This window comes from Streptomyces sp. NPDC004721, from assembly GCF_053601495.1.
Genome location: NZ_JBSGBZ010000011.1, coordinates 201432 through 218319 on the forward strand (window position 1 = coordinate 201432; position 16888 = coordinate 218319).

Here is a 16888-nt window from a genome sequence, read left to right on the forward strand (position 1 = left end):
GCGGCCGGACGACCGCGAGAATGCCACTCAATGGCTTTGTCGCCTTTTCCGGGCGGGTTGTTCGTGCCGCACGGCGCGGACGCTCGTTCTTCACTGGGGGCGGTCGGTGCGCCGTTCCGGGTGAGCTGGTCGTAGGAGCACTAAACCGATGGGCGAGGGGTACGCATGACCGACACCGGCCAGGTCCCGGGCGAGGGACTGCCGGAGAGCGCAGGCATGGTGGAGCAGCCGGGCGTCCCCGCGCACGGTGCGTACGCCTACCTCTCCGAGTCTCCCGCCGAGGACGAAGACCTGCTCCTGCCGGGCTCCCACGGAGCGTGGGGCAACGAGGTGGCCCCGCCCGCCCCGGAGCCGGTCCTCGAGGCCGTCCACGAGCAGGACCCGCACGAGACGGCCGGCCGCGACACCGGCTCCGTCGACCTCGGCGCTGCGTGGCACCACGACCCGGCGGCCACGCCGCCGGCCGGGATCGCCGCGGCGGTGCCCCCGCGCCGGCCGCTGCACCTCGGTCCGCCGATCCCCGACGCCTCCGCGAGCCCGGTCCGCTCCCTGGCCGACCGCGGCCCCGCGGACGCGCCGGTCCGCCGGCCCGGACCGCCCACGACCGGCCCCGAGTACTTCGACGTCCCGCAGTTGCGCGAGATGGCCCCGCAGGGCGCCACGCCCTGGGGCGCCCAACCCACCGTGGCGGCCCCTCCGGTGCTCGCCGGGGCGGGAACCGCGGACACGGTCGTTCCGGTTCCGGAGCCCGTCGGCGTGGCCCAGGCCGCCGTCGCCCCCGACGCGGCCCTGTCCGGCGCCGTCCCGTACGTCCCTGCCACGAGCCACCTGCCGACGGACGGCCGGGGTCAGGTGCTCGGCCAGGTCCCGACCGGTGGTCGGACGCCGGAGGCGGGGCCGCGGTCGGCGGGTGCCGGTGTTGCCGTGCCGGGGGCCGGGATCGAGCCCGGTGGTGCCGCTGAGGGTGCGTCACCCCGGCCCGAGGGCGCCGTGGCCGGGGTTGTCCCGGGTGCGGGTCAGGTGCCCGAGGCCGGTCCGGACTCGGAGGACGCCGGTGTCGTTCCCGGTGCGCCCGTGCCCGGGGCCGGAGTTGAGCCCGGTGGTGCGGCCGGGGCCGAGTCCCGGCCGGAGGGCGCTGTCGCCGGGGTTGCCCCGGACACGGGTCAGGTTCCGGCGGTTGGCCAGGAGCCGGAGGCCGGGCCCCGGTCGGAGGGTGCCGCGGCCCCGGACGCGGGCCAGGTGCCGGATGGTGGGCAGGTGCCCGAGGCCGGCCCGCAGTCGGAGGGTACCGGCGTCGTTCCCGGTGCCCCTGTGCCGGCGGCCGGCGCCGCGCCGGGCGGTCCGGCCGAGCCCGCGCACGCCCCGGACGCCGCGCAGGTGACGGATGGCGTGCAGGCGCCCCAGACCGGTGACGCTGCCGAAGGTGCGGCCGAGGTCGTGCAGGCGGGTGTCCCCGCCGCCGTGGCCGCCGCCGAGACGACGAGTGCAACCGGAACCGGTCCTGGGGGAGTGCAGGCCGTGCAGGTCGAGCCCGCGCCCGTCGCCGTCAACACCCCAGAGGCGGGCCAGAGTCCGGAAGGGGCCGCCCCGCAGACCGGCCAGGCCGAGGCCGCGCGGGTTCCGGCAGCCGCTCACGCCCCGGAGATCGGCGGCACCGCCGAGGCCACCGTCGCGGCAGATGAGCCGACCGAGGCCACGCGGCCGCAGGCTCAGGCCACCGACGCCACCGACGCCTCCGCGGCCACGCCCGCCCCGGCGGTTCCTGCCGACGCCACCGCGACGCCCATCCCCGCCGTGGAACAGCCGACTTCGCCGGAGGTGCCCACGGCCGTGGAGCCCGGCCCGCAGGACGCGGCCGATGCCGCCGTACCGGCCGCGGCTCACATCGCGGACCTCTCTGTCCAGAATGCGGACGGAACCCAGGCCGCCGAAGCGGCCCCCGCGGCTCCCGAAACGGCCGGGCCCCGGCCCGCCCAGCCGGACGCGGCGACGCCGCCCGCGGACCGGACCACCGGCGAGCACGCCCACGGCGCGCCCCTCCGCCCCGGCGTCCCCCTTCAGCCGCAGCCCGGCCAGACCCTCGGAGAGTTCGTGCCCGTCGAGGGCTCGGTGCCCACCACCCCGCACCTGGCCCCGACCCCGCCGCACCCCATCGTCGTCCCGGCGGACCAACTCGCCCCCGAGGAGCCCGCCGCCATGGTCCCCGCACCCCGCGACGGCGAGGCCGTCGCCGTGTCGAGCGAGGAGCCCGCGCCCGAGGCCGTCCAGCACGCGGACGACCTGGACACCCACGGCGCCGACGCGGAAGAGGCCCGGGAGGAGAACGCGGCCGCGGAGGCGGAGGCACCGCGGGCCATTGGTCCGGCCGCGCCCGGCTACGACGATGCCGAGCGCGAGGCCGTGCTCAAGGTGATGCGCGAGCGCCGCGACATCCGCAACGGCTTCCGCGGCGACCCCATCCCGCACGAGGTGCTGCTGCGCGTCCTGGAGGCCGCTCACACGGCACCGTCCGTGGGCCACTCGCAGCCCTGGGACTTCGTCGTCATCCGCTCCGCCGAAACCAGGCAGGCGATGCACGAGCTGGCCATGCGCCAGCGCGAGGCGTACGCCAAGTCGCTGCCCAAGGGCCGGGCGAAGCAGTTCAAGGAACTGAAGGTCGAGGCCATCCTCGACACCCCGGTGAACATCGTCGTCACCGCCGACCCGACCCGCGGCGGCCGGCACACCCTGGGCCGCCACACCCAGCCGCAGATGGCGCCGTACTCCTCCGCTCTCGCGGTCGAGAACCTCTGGCTCGCGGCCCGCGCCGAGGGCCTCGGCGTCGGCTGGGTGAGCTTCTTCGACGAGCGCGAGATGGTCCGCGCCCTCGGCCTGCCCGAGCACCTGGAGGTCGTCGCCTACCTGTGCGTGGGCTACGTCGACGAGTTCCCGGACGAGCCCGAGCTGATGCAGGCCGGCTGGTCCAAGCGCCGCCCGCTGTCCTGGGTCGTGCACGAGGAGACGTACGGCCGTCGCGCCCTGCCCGGCGAGGACCCGCACGACCTGCTCGCCGAGACCGTCGCGCAGATCCGCCCGCTGGACGCCAAGGCGCTCGGCGAGGCATGGGAGCGGCAGAAGCGGATGACCAAGCCGGCCGGCGCGCTCGGCATGCTGGAGATCATCTCCGCGCAGCTGTGCGGCCTGTCCCGCCAGTGCCCGCCGCCGATCCCCGAGCCCGCGGCCGTCGCGGTCTTCGCCGGCGACCACGGGGTGCACGCCCAGGGCGTCACCCCCTGGCCGCAGGAGGTCACCGCCCAGATGGTGGCCAACTTCCTCGGCGGGGGAGCGGTCTGCAACGCCTTCGCCGCCCAGGTGGGCGCCGAGGTCTGCGTCGTCGACGTGGGCGTCGCCGCCGACCTCCCGGCCACGCCGGGCCTGCTGCCCCGCAAGGTCCGCGCGGGCACCTCCGACATGACCGCCGGTCCCGCGATGACCCGCGAGGAGGCCAAGCAGGCCATCGAGGTCGGCATCGAGACCGCCCGCGACCTGGTGGCGGCCGGGAACAAGGCGCTGCTCACCGGTGAGATGGGCATCGCCAACACCACGGCGTCCGCGGCCCTCATCTCCGTCTTCACCGGTGTCGAACCCGCCGAGGTCACCGGCCGGGGCACGGGCATCAACGACGAGACCCTGGCCCGCAAGACCGACGTGGTGCGGCGCGCCCTGGAACTGCACCAGCCGGACCCGGCCGACCCCATCGGCGTGCTCGCCGCGATCGGCGGCTTCGAGCACGCGGCCATCGTCGGCCTGCTGCTGGGCGGCGCCTCCCTGCGCACACCGGTCATCCTGGACGGCGTCAGCGCCGGCGCCGCCGCCCTGGTCGCCCGCGCCATCGCCCCCGAAGTGCTGGCGGCCTGCATCGCCGGCCACCGCAGCGCCGAACCGGGCCACGTCGCCGCCCTCAACAAGCTCGGCCTGCGCCCCCTGGTCGACCTCGACCTGCGCCTCGGCGAGGGCACGGGCGCGCTGCTCGCCCTGCCGCTGGTGCAGAGCACGGCCCGGGCGATGCACGAGGTGGCCACGTTCGACTCGGCGGGAGTGACGGAGAAGTAGCCGCGCGGAATCCACGATTCCCCGACCGTCGGCCGCGTTGGGGGACGGACCGGACCCACGGTCCGTCCCCCACCTGCCGCGGCGGTGCCCACGGCCGGGACCCGGCCTAGCCGCCCAGCCACCGGACGCCCAGGCCGGCGCACCCCCCCGACCGCGTAAAATCCGCACGTCAGGGCTATCGCACCGCCGCCGCAAGAGGAGCTCGCCTCATGGCCGAACACCCCGCCTACCCCGTAGGCCTCCGCCTGACCGGCCGCCGTGTCGTCGTCCTCGGCGGCGGGCAGGTGGCTCAGCGCCGCCTCCCGGCGCTCGTCGCTGCGGGCGCGGACGTCGTCCTCGTGTCGCCCGAGGCCACCCCCTCCGTGGAGGCGATGGCGGACGCGGGCGAGATCACCTGGAAGCGGCGGCCCTACGAGGACGGCGACCTCGCCGACGCCTGGTACGCCCTGATCGCCACCAGCGACCACGACGCCAACACGCGCGCCTCGGCCGAGGCCGAGCGCCTGCGCGTGTGGTGCGTCCGCTCCGACGACGCCGACGCCGCGACCGCCTGGACCCCGGCCACCGGCCACAGCGAGGGCGTCACGGTCGCCGTGCTCACCACCAGCGCGCGCGGCCGCGACCCCCGGCACACCGCGGCCATCCGCGACGCGGTCGTGGAGGGCCTGCGCGACGGCACGCTCGTCGCCCCGCACCACCGCACCCGTACCCCCGGCGTCGCCCTGGTCGGCGGCGGCCCCGGCGACCCGGACCTGATCACGGTCCGCGGCCGCCGGCTGCTCGCCGAGGCCGACGTCGTCATAGCCGACCGGCTCGGCCCGCGCGATCTGCTCGCCGAACTCCCGCCGCACGTCGAGGTGATCGACGCGGCGAAGATCCCCTACGGCCGCTTCATGGCCCAGGAGGCGATCAACCACGCCCTCGTCGAGCACGCCAAGCAGGGCAAGTCGGTGGTCCGGCTCAAGGGCGGCGACCCGTACGTCTTCGGCCGGGGCATGGAGGAGGTCCAGGCACTCGCCGAGGCCGGGGTTCCCTGCACGGTCGTCCCCGGCATCTCCAGCTCGATCTCGGTCCCGGGCGCGGCCGGCATCCCGGTCACCCACCGCGGGGTCGCCCACGAGTTCACCGTGGTCAGCGGGCACGTGGCGCCCGACGACGAGCGTTCCCTGGTCGACTGGCCGTCCCTGGCCAGGCTCACCGGCACGCTCGTCGTCCTTATGGGCGTCGACAAGATCGGCAGGATCGCCGAGACGCTCGTGGCCCACGGCAAGTCCCCGGACACCCCGGTCGCCCTGGTCCAGGAGGGCACGACGGCCGCCCAGCGCCGGGTCGACGCGACCCTCGCGACGGTCGCCGAGACCGTACGCGCGCAGGACGTGAGGCCGCCGGCCGTGATCGTCATCGGCGAGGTCGTCACGGTGGGCCCGCGCCCCCAAGAGTGACCCCCGCCCACCCGAGCCGCCCGCACCATCACCAGGACAAGGCAGTATCACCCGTGGCCGAACTCATCACCGTCGAGGACCCCGACGACCCGCGCCTGCACGACTACACGGACCTGACCGACGTGGAGCTGCGCCGCAGGCGCGAACCCGCCGAGGGCCTGTTCATCGCCGAGGGCGAGAAGGTCATCCGCCGGGCCAGGGACGCCGGGTACGAGATGCGCTCGATGCTGCTGTCCGCGAAGTGGGTCGACGCGATGCGCGACGTCATCGACGAACTCACCGCACCCGTCCACGTGGTGAGCCCGGAACTCGCCGAACGGGTCACCGGCTACCACGTCCACCGCGGCGCCCTCGCCTCCATGCAGCGCAAGCCGCTGCCCACCGCGGCCGAGGTGCTGCGGACGGCCCGCCGGGTCGCGGTCATGGAGTCCGTCAACGACCACACGAACATCGGCGCCATCTTCCGGTCCGCCGCCGCCCTCGGCATGGACGCGGTCCTGCTCTCCCCGGACTGCGCCGACCCGCTCTACCGCCGCAGCGTGAAGGTCTCCATGGGCGCGGTCTTCTCCGTGCCGTACGCCCGTCTCGACATCTGGCCGAAGGGCCTGGAGGCGGTCCGTGAGGCCGGTTTCACACTGCTCGCCCTCACCCCCGACGAGAAGGCCAAAACCCTGGACGAGGCCGCCCCGCACCGGATGGACCGGGTCGCGCTGATGCTCGGAGCCGAGGGTGCCGGCCTGTCCACCCGGGCCCTGGCGGCCGCCGACGAGTGGGTCCGCATCCCCATGTCACACGGCGTCGACTCCCTCAACGTGGGCGCCGCAGCCGCGGTCGCCTTCTACGCGGTGACAACGGGCCGCCCTCAGGAGTAGGCCCCGTCCAACAAGCCGTGAGACCGCCGGGCGCCCGAGATCGTCCGCGGCGACCGCCGTTGGCCCCTACGGCCGCTGCGGTTGAGGTCGCCTTTCACGCGGCGAGGGATCGCCCTCAGTCGTAGGCCTTGCCCGACGAGCTTGACGAGCTGTGGGACTGCCGGGTGCTCGGGATCGTCCGTGGTGATTCCCGGCGGCCTCTACGGCCGCTGCGGTTGAGGTCGCCTTTCATGCGGCGACGGGTCGCCTTCAGCCGTAGGTCTTGCCCGACGAAACGGTGCCCAGCCCGACGAGCCTGACGAGCTGTGGGACCGCTGGACGCCTGGGATCGTCCGCGGCGGCTGCCTCTGGCACCTCTACGGCCGCTGCGGTTGCGATCGCCTTTCACGCGGCGAGGGATCGCCTTCAGCCGTAGCCCTTGCCCGACGAGTCGGCGTCCGGCCCGACGAGCCGTGGGACTGCCGGGTGCTCGGGATCGTCCGTGGCGGCTCCCGCCGGCTCTTACGTCCGCCACGGCTGCGGTCGCCTTTTACGCGGTCGCGACGGGTCGTCCTCAGCCGCAGGCCCCGCTCAACGAGTCGGCGCCCCGCCCAACGAGCCGTAGAACCCGCCGCCCGACGGGCCCGAGAAGCGTTGGACCCGCCCGACGTCCGACGCCCGAGTTCGTCCCCGGCCGCTCCCACCGGCTCTCACGTCCGCCGAGGCTGCGGTCGCCTTCTACGCGGTGGCGACGGGCCGCCCTTAGCGGCAGGCCCCGCCCGACACCCGAAGCCCGAGAGCGTCCCCGGCGGCTCCCGCCGGCCCCTACGTCCCCCGCGGCGACGGTGCCTCCACCGCCTGCGCGTGCGCGTGCCGCTGCTCCCGTACGCCGTGGCCGTCGTCGCCCAGCCCCCGCGCGGGCCCCTGGCAGCCCTGTGCCGCCGCGATGCCGAGCGCGACCAGCAGCGTCACCACCACGAACACGGTCAAACGCTGTCGCAGCAGCCTCGGGTTGGCGGGCCGCAGGCCGCTCGACGTGCCGCGCGGCCCTGTCCGCCCGGTGCCGTCGCGCCGCACCGGACGGCCGCCGCTGCCCGAGCGCGAACCGCCCCGGGAGGCCGGTGCCGGCCGCGAACCGCCCGTACGGGAGGGACCGCCCCGGGACGACGAGTCGCCCGTGCGGGACGACGAGCCGCCCCGCGACGGAGGGACCGAGCCCTGTGGGGCGGGGGTGCCCGGCGGACGCCGCCGGCCCCGCGCCTGCTCGGTCTGACCGGGTCGCTGGTGTCCCGGGTAACTGTCGACCAGCGGACCGCTCGAACGGTCCGCCTCCGCGGCACGCGGCGCCGGCGCCTGTGCCTCGCCCAGGTCCTGCGCCTCGCGCGCGGCGATCTCCTTCAGCCGCAGCGACAACTGCAGCGTGGTGGGCCGCTCCTCGGGGTCCTTCGCCAGGCACGCCCGGACCAGCGGAGCGAGCGCGTCCGGCACGCCGTGCAGCTGCGGCTCCTCGTGCACCACGCGGTACAGCATCACCTCGGAACTGCCGTGCCCGAACGGCGAGTCGCCCGTCGACGCGTAGGCCAGGGTCGCCCCCAGCGAGAACACGTCGGTGGCCGGAGTGACCGCGGCGCCGCGCACCTGCTCCGGGGCGAGGAAGCCCGGAGAGCCGACCGCCGTGCCGACGTGCGTGAGCGTGGAGGCACCGGTCGCCCACGCGATGCCGAAGTCGATGATCCGCGGCCCCTTGGGGGACAGCAGGATGTTGGAGGGCTTGAGATCCCGGTGCACCACCCCGGCCTCGTGCACCGCGACCAGCCCCTCGGACAGCGCGGCCCCGATCGCCGCCGTCTCCGCCGCGTACAGGGCGCCCTCTTCGGCCACCTTGTCGTGCAGGGAGGGCCCGGGCACGTACTGCGTGGCGAACCACGGCCGGTCCGCCTCCAGGTCCGCGGCCACCAGCCGCGCCGTGCACCCGCCCCGGATCCGCCGCGCCGCCGAGACCTCGCGCGCGAACCGCGAGCGGAACTCCTGGTCCTCCGCCAGATCCGGCCGGATGACCTTCAGCGCCACGCGCTGGCCCTTCCGGTCGGAGCCCAGGTAGACCACGCCCATCCCGCCCGCGCCGAGCCGTCGGTGAAGCCTGAACGAGCCGACGACGCGCGGGTCCTCGCGCCTCAGGCGCATCATCGCCATGTTCATCCCCGCTGCCCGGTCCCTGTGACGAGCCACAGCTTACGTATCCGGGACCGCCTGCGCGCAGAGGCCGCGCCCTCTCGACCCCATCGATTGTCCGCGCGAGACAGTGGATTTGACACACGGTCAACGCGCTTGGGACGAGCCCGCCTTGGGGTGTCTCAAGATCCCAACCGCCCGCAGGGGGAAGGAGGTTGGACCTGTGCCGGGCGGCTGTGGGGGCCGGGGGCGGACGGGCCCCGCCGCCGGGGGGAGCAGGGCCCGTACCGGGGTGCGGCCCAGGTGAGAGAAGTCACGCACAGCGGGGGCGGCTCATCCGGTGGACCGGTGGGGGTGGCGGTGTCGCGGGCGTCCCCTCCGGGAAGACCCCGAGGCCCGGAGTCATGTCTCCACCCAGGGGAGTAGTCCCCAGCTCACGGCTCATCCTCCGGGAGGCCCTCCAATCGGTACGAGGGCATGACGCCCCGGATACGCCGCGCGCCTAGATTTGAGGTCAAGCGGCGGGTGCGGCACTCGTCCCCCGAGGTCAGGCACCCGCCGCTGCCAACGACAACCGAGACGGTCAGGAGAGGGACCATGGCCCTGACGGCACCGCGGACGCTGCTCCGCACCCAGGCGCGGTTCGCGCGCTCCCGCCGAACGGGCCGCCGCCACCCCCTGGTGGCGACGCTGATGGCCCTTCCCCTGGCGGCCCTGCTCCTGCTCGTCTTCGACGGCTGGAACACAGTGGCCACACAGGCGTCGTCCGTGGGTGTGATGCTGGGGCGCTGAGCGGCGACCCCAGGCCCGGAAGAGCGGTCCGGGCGGGGACATCCACCCATGAAACCCCGTGGGGACGGGGGTGCGGCGGACGGCAGAATGCCGGCGCAGCTGGGGAGCTGCGCCGGCATTGTTCTGTGCCCCGGCGGCCCGGCCGCCGTCGCGTGGAACGACGAAGCCCCCCGGCCGTACGAGACGACCGGGGGGCTTCTTGGCGTGTGGACGATACTGGGATTGAACCAGTGACCTCTTCCGTGTCAGGGAAGCGCTCTCCCGCTGAGCTAATCGTCCTCAAGATCATGATCACGGGTAAGGATCACGATCCCTGTGCGCGATACTGGGATTGAACCAGTGACCTCTTCCGTGTCAGGGAAGCGCTCTCCCGCTGAGCTAATCGCGCGGGTAAGGATCTTCGGCAGATCCAGTGGACGATACTGGGATTGAACCAGTGACCTCTTCCGTGTCAGGGAAGCGCTCTCCCGCTGAGCTAATCGTCCTTGGAGGTGGAGACGGGATTTGAACCCGTGTAGACGGCTTTGCAGGCCGTTGCCTCGCCTCTCGGCCACTCCACCAGGAGTACAGGGGACCCGGGAGATCCCCTCTTCCTGCGAGCGGACGACGAGGCTCGAACTCGCGACCTCAACCTTGGCAAGGTTGCGCTCTACCAACTGAGCTACGTCCGCCTGTCGTTTCGGTCCGCTTGCGCGGCCCGGCGACGTGTTGAACTCTAGCGGATTCCCGGGCCAGTACAAAAACGCGTTTGTGCAGCGTGCTGCGCTGCGTCCGCTCGGCGACCCGGCCGGGGGCCCGGAACGACACGCCCGGACCGCCCGGGACGGCGCCCGCCATAGACTCGACGGCGTGCTCGACCTGCCTCCTCTTGCCCGTTTCGGCGACCGTGTCGCCACCGGCCTGACCGATGTCACCAGTGATCCCGCGGCCCTGGACTCCAGCGGTTTCTGGGCCGTCGCCGCCGACTACGAGGGCCGGCTGACCTGCGCCCGCTTCCGTGACGTGCGGGAGGAACCCGTACCCGCTCCCGTCCCGGGCCGGTGGCGCGGCCCGGGAGCCGGTGACTGGACCTCTTCCCTCGACCACGCCGCGTACACCGCCGGCGTACGACGCATCCGCGAGCACATCGCGACCGGCGAGGTCTACCAGGTGAACCTCTGCCGCGTGCTCGGCGCGCCGGTCGCCCCCGCCGCCGACGTGGACGCCCTGACCGCCGTACTGGCCCGCGGCAACCCGGCGCCGTATGCGGGAACGATTCGCCTGCCCGGGCACGGAGTGGAGATCGCCACCGCCTCCCCCGAGCTCTTCCTGCGCCGCGACGGCCGGACCGTCGAGTCCGGCCCGATCAAGGGCACCGCCCGCACCGAGGCGGAGCTCCTGGCGAAGGACTACGCCGAGAACGTGATGATCGTGGACCTGGTCCGCAACGACATCGGGCGCGTGTGTGCCACCGGCAGTGTCACCGTCCCCGACCTGTGCGTCGTCGAGAAGCACCCCGGACTGGTCCACCTCGTCTCCACGGTCCGCGGCGAGCTGTGCGAGGGCGCGGGCTGGCCCGAGCTGCTCGACGCCGCCTTCCCGGCCGGCTCGATCACCGGAGCCCCCAAGTCGAGCGCCCTGCGGATCATCGACGTCCTGGAGACCGCGCCCCGCGGCCCCTACTGCGGCGGCATCGGCTGGGTCGACGCCGACCGCGGGACGGGCGAGCTGGCCGTCGGCATACGCACCTTCTGGATCGACCGTGCCGCCGACACACCCGTCCTGCGTTTCGGCGCCGGCGCCGGGATCACCTGGGACTCGGACCCCGAGGGCGAGTGGCGGGAGACCGAGCTGAAGGCGGCCCGGCTGCTCGCGGTAGCGTCGGGCAGGTACGAGGAAAGCGGAGAGGGACTGCAACGGTGAAGATCTGGCTCGACGGCGCGCTGCGGGACTTCGAGTCCGCCCGTGTCTCCGCGTTCGACCACGGGCTGACCGTGGGCGACGGCATCTTCGAGACGGTGAAGGCGCTCGACGGAAAGCCGTTCGCGCTGACCCGCCACCTGGACCGGCTCACCCGGTCCGCCCGCGGCCTGGGCCTGCCCGACCCCGACCACGACGAGGTGCGCCGCGCCTGCGCCGCCGTGATCGAGGCCAACCCGATGCCGCTGGGCCGGCTGCGCATCACCTACACCGGCGGTCACGGGCCCCTCGGCTCCGACCGCGGGGACCAGGGCCCGACGCTGCTGGTCGCCCTCGGCGAGACCACCCGCCGCCCCGACTCCACCGCCGTCGTCACGGTGCCCTGGACCCGCAACGAGCGCGGCGCGCTCACCGGCCTGAAGACCACCTCGTACGCCGAGAACGTCGTCGCGCTCGCCCGCGCTCACCAACACGGCGCTACCGAGGCCCTGTTCGGCAACACCGTCGGACGGCTCTGCGAGGGCACCGGCTCCAACGTCTTCGTCGTCCTCGACGGGGACCTCCACACCCCGCCGCTCGCCTCCGGCTGCCTCGCCGGGATCACGCGCGCCCTCGTGATCGAGTGGACGGGCGCGAAGGAGACCGACCTGCCGCTGGACGTCCTGAGCCGGGCCGAGGAGGTCTTCCTCACCTCCACCCTGCGCGACATCCAGGCCGTGCACCGTGTCGACGACCGCGAACTGCCGGACGCCCCGGGCCCGGTGACCGCCAAGGCCATGCGGATCTTCGACGAACGCTCGGCACACCGACTGGACCCCTAGTGCTGCGACCGGAAAGGTTCACCGGCTCGCGACGCCCGGCACGGCACTCCCCCAGCCTTCGGCCGGGGGTACCCCCACGCCGCGTTGTCGCATCACCCGAGTACATCCAGTACGCGGGCGATACTCCGCCTTGCGATGCTCCCCCACTGCCTGAAGGGCGTGGGAGGTGCCCCCAGCACCGGACGTCGCGAGCTTTCCGGCCACAGCACTGGACCCGGCGGTCCGGATCCGCTCAGGCGGGACATATTCGGCTGCCGCACCCTGTCGCAGCGGGTAGAACATCCCTGATGACCACGACCCTGCGGCCGACCGAGCCGCTGCAGCAGAACGCCGACGGAACCCGTTCACGCCGCTACCAGGTGTGCGTGAACAGCCGCCCGGTCGGCGGGATACACCTCGCCACGCACCCCGTCTTCGGGCCCTCCGTCGCCAGGGTCCTCGACCTGCACATCGACGAACCGGACCGCCGCCGGGGCCGCGGCACGGTGGCCGCGCTCGCCGCCGAGGAGGTGGCGCGCGGCTGGGGCTGCAAGCGGATCGAAGCCGCCGTACCCGCCGACGCCGAGGCCGCGGTCCGGCTGGTCACGGCGCTCGGCTACGTCGAACGCAACCGCGCCATGGAGAAGCGGCTGGACGCCGGCGCGCCCGAACTGCCCGCCGGCAGCCGGGGCAGGCCCATGACCCCGGGCGAGTACGGGCCATGGCTCGAACAAGGCAAGCTCAGTTACGCGCAGAGCTGGATCGACCGCGGTGTGCCCGCCGACGAGGCACGGGCCAAGTCGGAGGACGACCACGCCCGGCTGCTGCCCCAGGGCCCCGACACCCCCGGCATGGTGCTCAGCGTGCTGGAGCACGAGGGCACCCCGGTCGGCACCCTGTGGGTGGCGGTCACCGAGGAGCGGGCCTTCGTCTACGACGTCGAGGCCGACGAGCGCTTCCGCGGCCGGGGCCACGGCCGCTCCCTGATGCTGCTGGCCGAGATCCAGGCGCTGGCCGCGGGCAGACGCGTCCTGGGCCTCAACGTCTTCGCGGGCAACACCCCGGCCGAGCGGCTGTACGAGTCCCTCGGCTACCGGCCCGTGCTGCGCGCCGTCTACAAGGAACTGCTCTGAGGAACCGCTTCGGCACTCCGTGAGAACAGCGGCGACGGACGGGCCGGGCCGGTCAGTTCCCCTGCCCGGACTCGGCCAGCAGCCGGTCCACGATCTCCTCGATGCGCTCGCGCAGCCCCTCCTGGCTCTTGCCGCCGTCCAGGCGCTCGCCCCCGACCACGTACGTCGGCGTGCCGGTCACGCCGATCGCCTTGCCCTCGGCCTGGTCGGCGTCGACGATCAGGATGTGCCGGCCGTCGATCAGCGCGGTGTCGAACTCCTCGGCGTCCAGGCCCAGTTCACGGGCCACCTCGATCAGGACGGGCTCGCCCTCGCGGGCCAGCCGCTCGACCCGGTCCAGCACCGCCTCCACGTACGGCCACCCCTGCCCCTGCTCGGCGGCCTCCTCCGCGGCCTGCGCGGCGGCGAAGGAGTGCTGGTGCTTCTCCAGCGGGAAGTGCCGCAGCCGCAGCTCCAGCCGGTCGCCGTACCGGGCGCGCAGGGCACGCAGGTCGTCGAGCGCGGTACGGCAGTCGGGGCACTGGAGCTCGCACCAGACGTCGAGGACCGGGACGGGGACGTGCGCGGGGGAGGAGTCGCTCATGGGGACAGTCTCCCAGGCCCGCCGCGGGCGCCCCAACCGGGATCACACGTCGTACGCCCACCGGGACCTGCGGAGGAGACGACCCGGAGATCTCCCTGAAGTCCGCCCGGAACATGGCCTCCCCGGCGGTGGGCGGTGCAGGATGGAAGGGACGAACCACCCCGACCGGAGAGCCTGCCTGGAGGACCGGATGATCGCCGAGACCGTATGTTCCGCCGTTTCCGCGGCCGGCCTGGGCATCGCCGCCGTCACCGCCTACCGGCGGCGCTTCCTCGCCGCGGCCCGTATCGCCGCCTACTCCCTGGTCCCGGTCGGCCTGGCGATGACCGGGATCGTCGGCTGGCTGGCCGACACCGCCTTCAGCCCGACCGCCTGGGCGGGATTCGGCCTGCTCGGCGCCGCCTGGCTGCTCTTCGCGACGGCCCGGGCGGTGGAGCGCCGCCGCGGCGGCACGCGCAAGGAGCGCAAGGAGACGACCCGGACGGCGGAGCGGGGAGCGGTGGCTCCGGCGGCGTCGGCGCCGTCCCTGGGACCGGCCGCCCGCACCTCCGGCCGGCCCGCCGCGAAGCCGGCGGCGTCCGGGAGCGAGGACGACTTCAGCGACATCGAGGCGATCCTGAAGAAGCACGGCATCTGACGGTGATCATGGGTGCGCCCGTAAGTGATCACGGTCCGCGCCGAAGCGGACCGAAGATCACGGAATCCTGCTGACTCCCGCACAATCCTGGTGTGTTGATCGCGTCAGCCGCGGCGGCTGCGTCATCATCGCCCCGAGATGGTGGACACGACACAGAGCGAGTCCGCGCCGCCTCAGGACGAGCCGCGCGGATGTCTCTTCGCCCTTTCCCAGCCGCCGCTGATGATCTTCCTTGCGGTGATCGGGTGTCTGCTGCTCATGGCTTCGTTGCACGACCTGCTGTTGCTGTGAGCCGTATCCGTGGGTCCTCGGCGTCACCCGCCGGGGACCACGACAACCATCGACACGGCACCGGAACGCCGGCCCCGGACAGGTCCGTCACCCGGCCTTCCAGTCAGCCGGCCGCCTCCTTGCGGCGCGCCCGGTAGGCGGCCACATGCAGACGGTTGCCGCACGTACGGCTGTCGCAGTACCGCCGCGAGCGGTTGCGGGACAGATCGACGAAGGCACGCCGGCAGTCGGGAGCCTCGCAGCGCCGCAGCCGTTCCCGCTCCCCGGCCACCACGAAGAACGCGAGCGCCATCCCGCAGTCGGCGGCCAGATGGTCGGCCACGGAGGCACCGGGCGCGAAGTAGTGGACATGCCAGTCGTACCCGTCGTGGTCCGTCAGCCGGGGCGTGGTGCCCGCCGCGGCCACCAGATCGTTGATCATGCCCGCGGCCGTCCGGCAGTCCGGTGCCGCGAAGATCCCCGCGAACCGGCCGCGGATCCTGCGCACCGCGGAAAGATCGAACTCCGACAGCACACCCACATCGCTCATCTTGTGGTTCGCCACGAAATCCGCGAGCGCCGCGACGTTCGCCAGCCCGTCCGGTGCCCCGTCGTCCTCCGGTGCGGTGTTCACCAGATCCACCACGGTGTCCAGCGCGCACCGGGTGTCGTGGGTGATCAGCACGTTTCGCTCCCTGGCCTGGGGATCGGGCACACGCCCGCCGATGCAGGCCGATGGTAGTGGCTCCACGCGCCCCCGAGCAGCTCACGGCGCCGCTGCCGCGGCCACGCGAGCACACCGGCACCAGCCCCCGCGGGAGACCGGTGCCGGTGTGTTCGCGTATGCGGTTGTCCTGGCCCGAGCCGTCTCCCCGAGTGGACGGCAACGGGCTGCTTGAAGGGTTTCGACGGGTCTGCCCCTAACTTTCCGCGAGGATGTGCGACAGCTCCTGATCCAGATCGAAGTGCCGGTGTTCCGTGCCGGGGGGCACGGCCGCGTCCGTTCGCTTCAGGAAGGACTCCAGGGCCCGCGCCGGGGCCTCCAGCAGGGCTTCGCCCTCCGGAGAGCTCAGGGCGATGCACACGACGCCCTGGCCATGGCTGCGCGAGGGCCAGACACGGACGTCTCCGGTACCCGTGGGTCGGTGAAGCCCTTCGGCGAGGAGGTCGCGGGCGAACACCCACTCGACGGTCTCCTCGGCTCCGGTGTGGAAGGTGGCGTGCACGGCGTAGGGATCGGCCGTGTCGTACCGCAGGCCTGCGGGGACAGGCAGAGAGGACTCGCTCGATACAACGAGGCGCAGGTGCAGCTCGCAGCTGACCGTGGTGTTCATAAGCGCCAGGGCCTTTCGCTCAGTGTGCGCTCGGGGATTCGCACGTCGGCGAAATCGACATGCCACCTACGGTGCCGTTGTAAACCCCTCTGAGTGTTTTGCTTGGCTTTACGTAACTCTTCCGGCGGAGGGTGTGTTCGTACGGTACGCCCATTCCGGTGACCGGATTCTCGTCCGGTACGGTTGAACCGTATGAATACGGGGAGTGACGAACCGGAGGAGCCGGCCGAGGCGCCGGGACGAGCGAAGGCCGAGGCGGAGGCGGGCGAGGCGCGGGGCCGGGGGCTGGGGTCGCGGGCTCCCGCGTTCGTCCGGTCACGCCGCGTGCTGCACCTGGGCTGGCAGGTGGGGATCTTCCTCGCCGGACTCCTGGTCGTGATCGCCGGCGTCGTCATGCTCGCGCTGCCCGGACCGGGCTGGGTGGTGATCTTCGGCGGCATGGCGATCTGGGCCACCGAGTTCGTCTGGGCCCAGCTCGTGCTGCGCTGGACCAAGCGCAAGGTCACCGAGGCGGCCCAGCAGGCCCTCGATCCCGAGGTGCGCCGCCGCAACATCGCGCTTACCCTGACCGGCCTGGTGATCGTCGCCGTGCTGGCCGGGGTGTACGTCTGGAGGTTCGGCCTGGTGCCGCCCTGGGACGCCGGCGGCCGCTGAGCGCGGCGGGTGGCGGCCCGGTGCTCGCCGGGCTGTGGTCCCGGGCATCCCCTGACATGCGGTAATGTTCTCTCTGTGCCCGGGCGATTAGCTCAGTGGGAGAGCGCTTCGTTCACACCGAAGAGGTCACTGGTTCGAACCCAGTATCGCCCACCCGGAACCGGCGGCCCGTCTGCGATCACGCGGACCGGGCCCCCCCGGCTTTTAGGGGCGCCCGGGGGGGCGATAG

The 16888-nt window shown here is 73.4% G+C and carries 14 protein-coding genes and 6 tRNA genes; 11 read left to right on the top strand and 9 right to left on the bottom strand.

Annotated features, from left to right (window positions below; all coding sequences use genetic code 11):
* Positions 1–165: 165 nt before the first annotated feature.
* From cobT to ACWEK3_RS13310, 3 genes are all read left to right on the top strand, one after another.
* Complete coding sequence (gene cobT, locus ACWEK3_RS13300; RefSeq protein ID WP_453249703.1) at positions 166–4092, top strand: nicotinate-nucleotide--dimethylbenzimidazole phosphoribosyltransferase; 3927 nt, start codon at positions 166–168, stop codon at positions 4090–4092.
* 209 nt (positions 4093–4301) lie between these two features.
* Entirely contained in the window at positions 4302–5534 is a 1233-nt protein-coding gene (gene cobA / locus ACWEK3_RS13305; RefSeq protein ID WP_450546524.1) for a uroporphyrinogen-III C-methyltransferase, read from the top strand.
* 53 nt (positions 5535–5587) lie between these two features.
* The gene (locus ACWEK3_RS13310) at positions 5588–6406 is read left to right on the top strand and encodes a TrmH family RNA methyltransferase (protein WP_384424679.1); all 819 of its coding nucleotides are present in this window, start codon (positions 5588–5590) and stop codon (positions 6404–6406) included.
* An 804-nt stretch (positions 6407–7210) separates the two neighbouring features.
* Here the strand turns inward: ACWEK3_RS13310 and ACWEK3_RS13315 are convergent.
* On the bottom strand, positions 7211–8584 hold the full coding sequence (locus ACWEK3_RS13315) for a serine/threonine-protein kinase (protein WP_450547662.1): 1374 nt from the start codon (positions 8582–8584) through the stop codon (positions 7211–7213).
* Positions 8585–9154: 570 nt separating this feature from the next.
* Here ACWEK3_RS13315 and ACWEK3_RS13320 point away from each other — a divergent pair.
* Positions 9155–9349, top strand: a complete 195-nt coding sequence (locus ACWEK3_RS13320; RefSeq protein ID WP_376398979.1) for a hypothetical protein — start codon at positions 9155–9157, stop codon at positions 9347–9349.
* 207 nt (positions 9350–9556) lie between these two features.
* Here the strand turns inward: ACWEK3_RS13320 and ACWEK3_RS13325 are convergent.
* The 5 genes from ACWEK3_RS13325 to ACWEK3_RS13345 all read right to left on the bottom strand — a co-directional run bounded on the left by ACWEK3_RS13325 (position 9557) and on the right by ACWEK3_RS13345 (position 10020).
* A tRNA-Val gene (locus ACWEK3_RS13325) sits at positions 9557–9628 on the bottom strand.
* 37 nt (positions 9629–9665) lie between these two features.
* A tRNA-Val gene (locus tag ACWEK3_RS13330) sits at positions 9666–9737 on the bottom strand.
* 25 nt (positions 9738–9762) lie between these two features.
* Positions 9763–9834, bottom strand: a tRNA-Val gene (locus tag ACWEK3_RS13335).
* Between the two features lies 1 nt (position 9835).
* Positions 9836–9909: transfer RNA gene (locus ACWEK3_RS13340), tRNA-Cys, on the bottom strand.
* 38 nt (positions 9910–9947) lie between these two features.
* Positions 9948–10020 (bottom strand) — tRNA-Gly (locus ACWEK3_RS13345).
* A 178-nt stretch (positions 10021–10198) separates the two neighbouring features.
* Between ACWEK3_RS13345 and ACWEK3_RS13350 the strand changes: the two genes are divergently transcribed.
* From ACWEK3_RS13350 to ACWEK3_RS13360, 3 genes are all read left to right on the top strand, one after another.
* Positions 10199–11251, top strand: coding sequence for a chorismate-binding protein (locus tag ACWEK3_RS13350; protein ID WP_450547664.1), 1053 nt, complete (start codon positions 10199–10201; stop codon positions 11249–11251).
* Entirely contained in the window at positions 11248–12069 is an 822-nt protein-coding gene (locus ACWEK3_RS13355) for an aminotransferase class IV (protein WP_450547663.1), read from the top strand. Before ACWEK3_RS13350 ends, ACWEK3_RS13355 begins: the two co-directional genes overlap by 4 nt.
* A 287-nt stretch (positions 12070–12356) precedes the next feature.
* A complete protein-coding gene (locus tag ACWEK3_RS13360) occupies positions 12357–13181 on the top strand; it encodes a GNAT family N-acetyltransferase (protein ID WP_453249704.1) in 825 nt (274 codons plus the stop codon).
* 52 nt (positions 13182–13233) lie between these two features.
* Here the strand turns inward: ACWEK3_RS13360 and ACWEK3_RS13365 are convergent, their stop codons facing one another.
* Positions 13234–13764, bottom strand: coding sequence for a DsbA family protein (locus ACWEK3_RS13365; protein WP_450547694.1), 531 nt, complete (start codon positions 13762–13764; stop codon positions 13234–13236).
* 142 nt (positions 13765–13906) lie between these two features.
* On the opposite strand from ACWEK3_RS13365, the gene ACWEK3_RS13370 reads away from it, so the two are divergent.
* Both ACWEK3_RS13370 and ACWEK3_RS13375 read left to right on the top strand, forming a co-directional pair.
* Complete coding sequence (locus tag ACWEK3_RS13370; protein ID WP_453249705.1) at positions 13907–14401, top strand: hypothetical protein; 495 nt, start codon at positions 13907–13909, stop codon at positions 14399–14401.
* A gap of 138 nt (positions 14402–14539) precedes the next feature.
* On the top strand, positions 14540–14692 hold the full coding sequence (locus ACWEK3_RS13375) for a hypothetical protein (protein ID WP_361412767.1): 153 nt from the start codon (positions 14540–14542) through the stop codon (positions 14690–14692).
* Between the two features lie 103 nt (positions 14693–14795).
* Here ACWEK3_RS13375 and ACWEK3_RS13380 read toward each other — a convergent pair whose 3' ends face one another.
* Positions 14796–15356, bottom strand: coding sequence for a CGNR zinc finger domain-containing protein (locus ACWEK3_RS13380; protein WP_450547696.1), 561 nt, complete (start codon positions 15354–15356; stop codon positions 14796–14798).
* Between the two features lie 235 nt (positions 15357–15591).
* Positions 15592–16005 carry an SsgA family sporulation/cell division regulator gene (locus ACWEK3_RS13385; RefSeq protein ID WP_004002642.1) on the bottom strand — a complete coding sequence of 138 codons (414 nt, stop codon included), beginning with the start codon at positions 16003–16005 and terminating at the stop codon, positions 15592–15594.
* 192 nt (positions 16006–16197) lie between these two features.
* Between ACWEK3_RS13385 and ACWEK3_RS13390 the strand changes: the two genes are divergently transcribed.
* Both ACWEK3_RS13390 and ACWEK3_RS13395 read left to right on the top strand, forming a co-directional pair.
* A complete protein-coding gene (locus tag ACWEK3_RS13390) occupies positions 16198–16659 on the top strand; it encodes a TIGR02611 family protein (RefSeq protein ID WP_453249706.1) in 462 nt (153 codons plus the stop codon).
* Positions 16660–16740: 81 nt separating this feature from the next.
* Positions 16741–16812: transfer RNA gene (locus tag ACWEK3_RS13395), tRNA-Val, on the top strand.
* The last annotated feature ends 76 nt before the right edge of the window (positions 16813–16888 follow it).

Bases quoted from the DNA above. Each gene is read 5' to 3' on its own strand.
- ACWEK3_RS13390 (WP_453249706.1), top strand. From the start codon at position 16,198: ATGAATACGGGGAGTGACGAACCGGAGGAGCCGGCCGAGGCGCCGGGA.
- ACWEK3_RS13315 (WP_450547662.1), bottom strand. From the start codon at position 8,584: ATGAACATGGCGATGATGCGCCTGAGGCGCGAGGACCCGCGCGTCGTC.
- cobA (WP_450546524.1), top strand. From the start codon at position 4,302: ATGGCCGAACACCCCGCCTACCCCGTAGGCCTCCGCCTGACCGGCCGC.
- ACWEK3_RS13375 (WP_361412767.1), top strand. From the start codon at position 14,540: ATGGTGGACACGACACAGAGCGAGTCCGCGCCGCCTCAGGACGAGCCG.
- ACWEK3_RS13360 (WP_453249704.1), top strand. From the start codon at position 12,357: ATGACCACGACCCTGCGGCCGACCGAGCCGCTGCAGCAGAACGCCGAC.
- ACWEK3_RS13365 (WP_450547694.1), bottom strand. From the start codon at position 13,764: ATGAGCGACTCCTCCCCCGCGCACGTCCCCGTCCCGGTCCTCGACGTC.
- cobT (WP_453249703.1), top strand. From the start codon at position 166: ATGACCGACACCGGCCAGGTCCCGGGCGAGGGACTGCCGGAGAGCGCA.
- ACWEK3_RS13320 (WP_376398979.1), top strand. From the start codon at position 9,155: ATGGCCCTGACGGCACCGCGGACGCTGCTCCGCACCCAGGCGCGGTTC.
- ACWEK3_RS13370 (WP_453249705.1), top strand. From the start codon at position 13,907: ATGGAAGGGACGAACCACCCCGACCGGAGAGCCTGCCTGGAGGACCGG.
- ACWEK3_RS13385 (WP_004002642.1), bottom strand. From the start codon at position 16,005: ATGAACACCACGGTCAGCTGCGAGCTGCACCTGCGCCTCGTTGTATCG.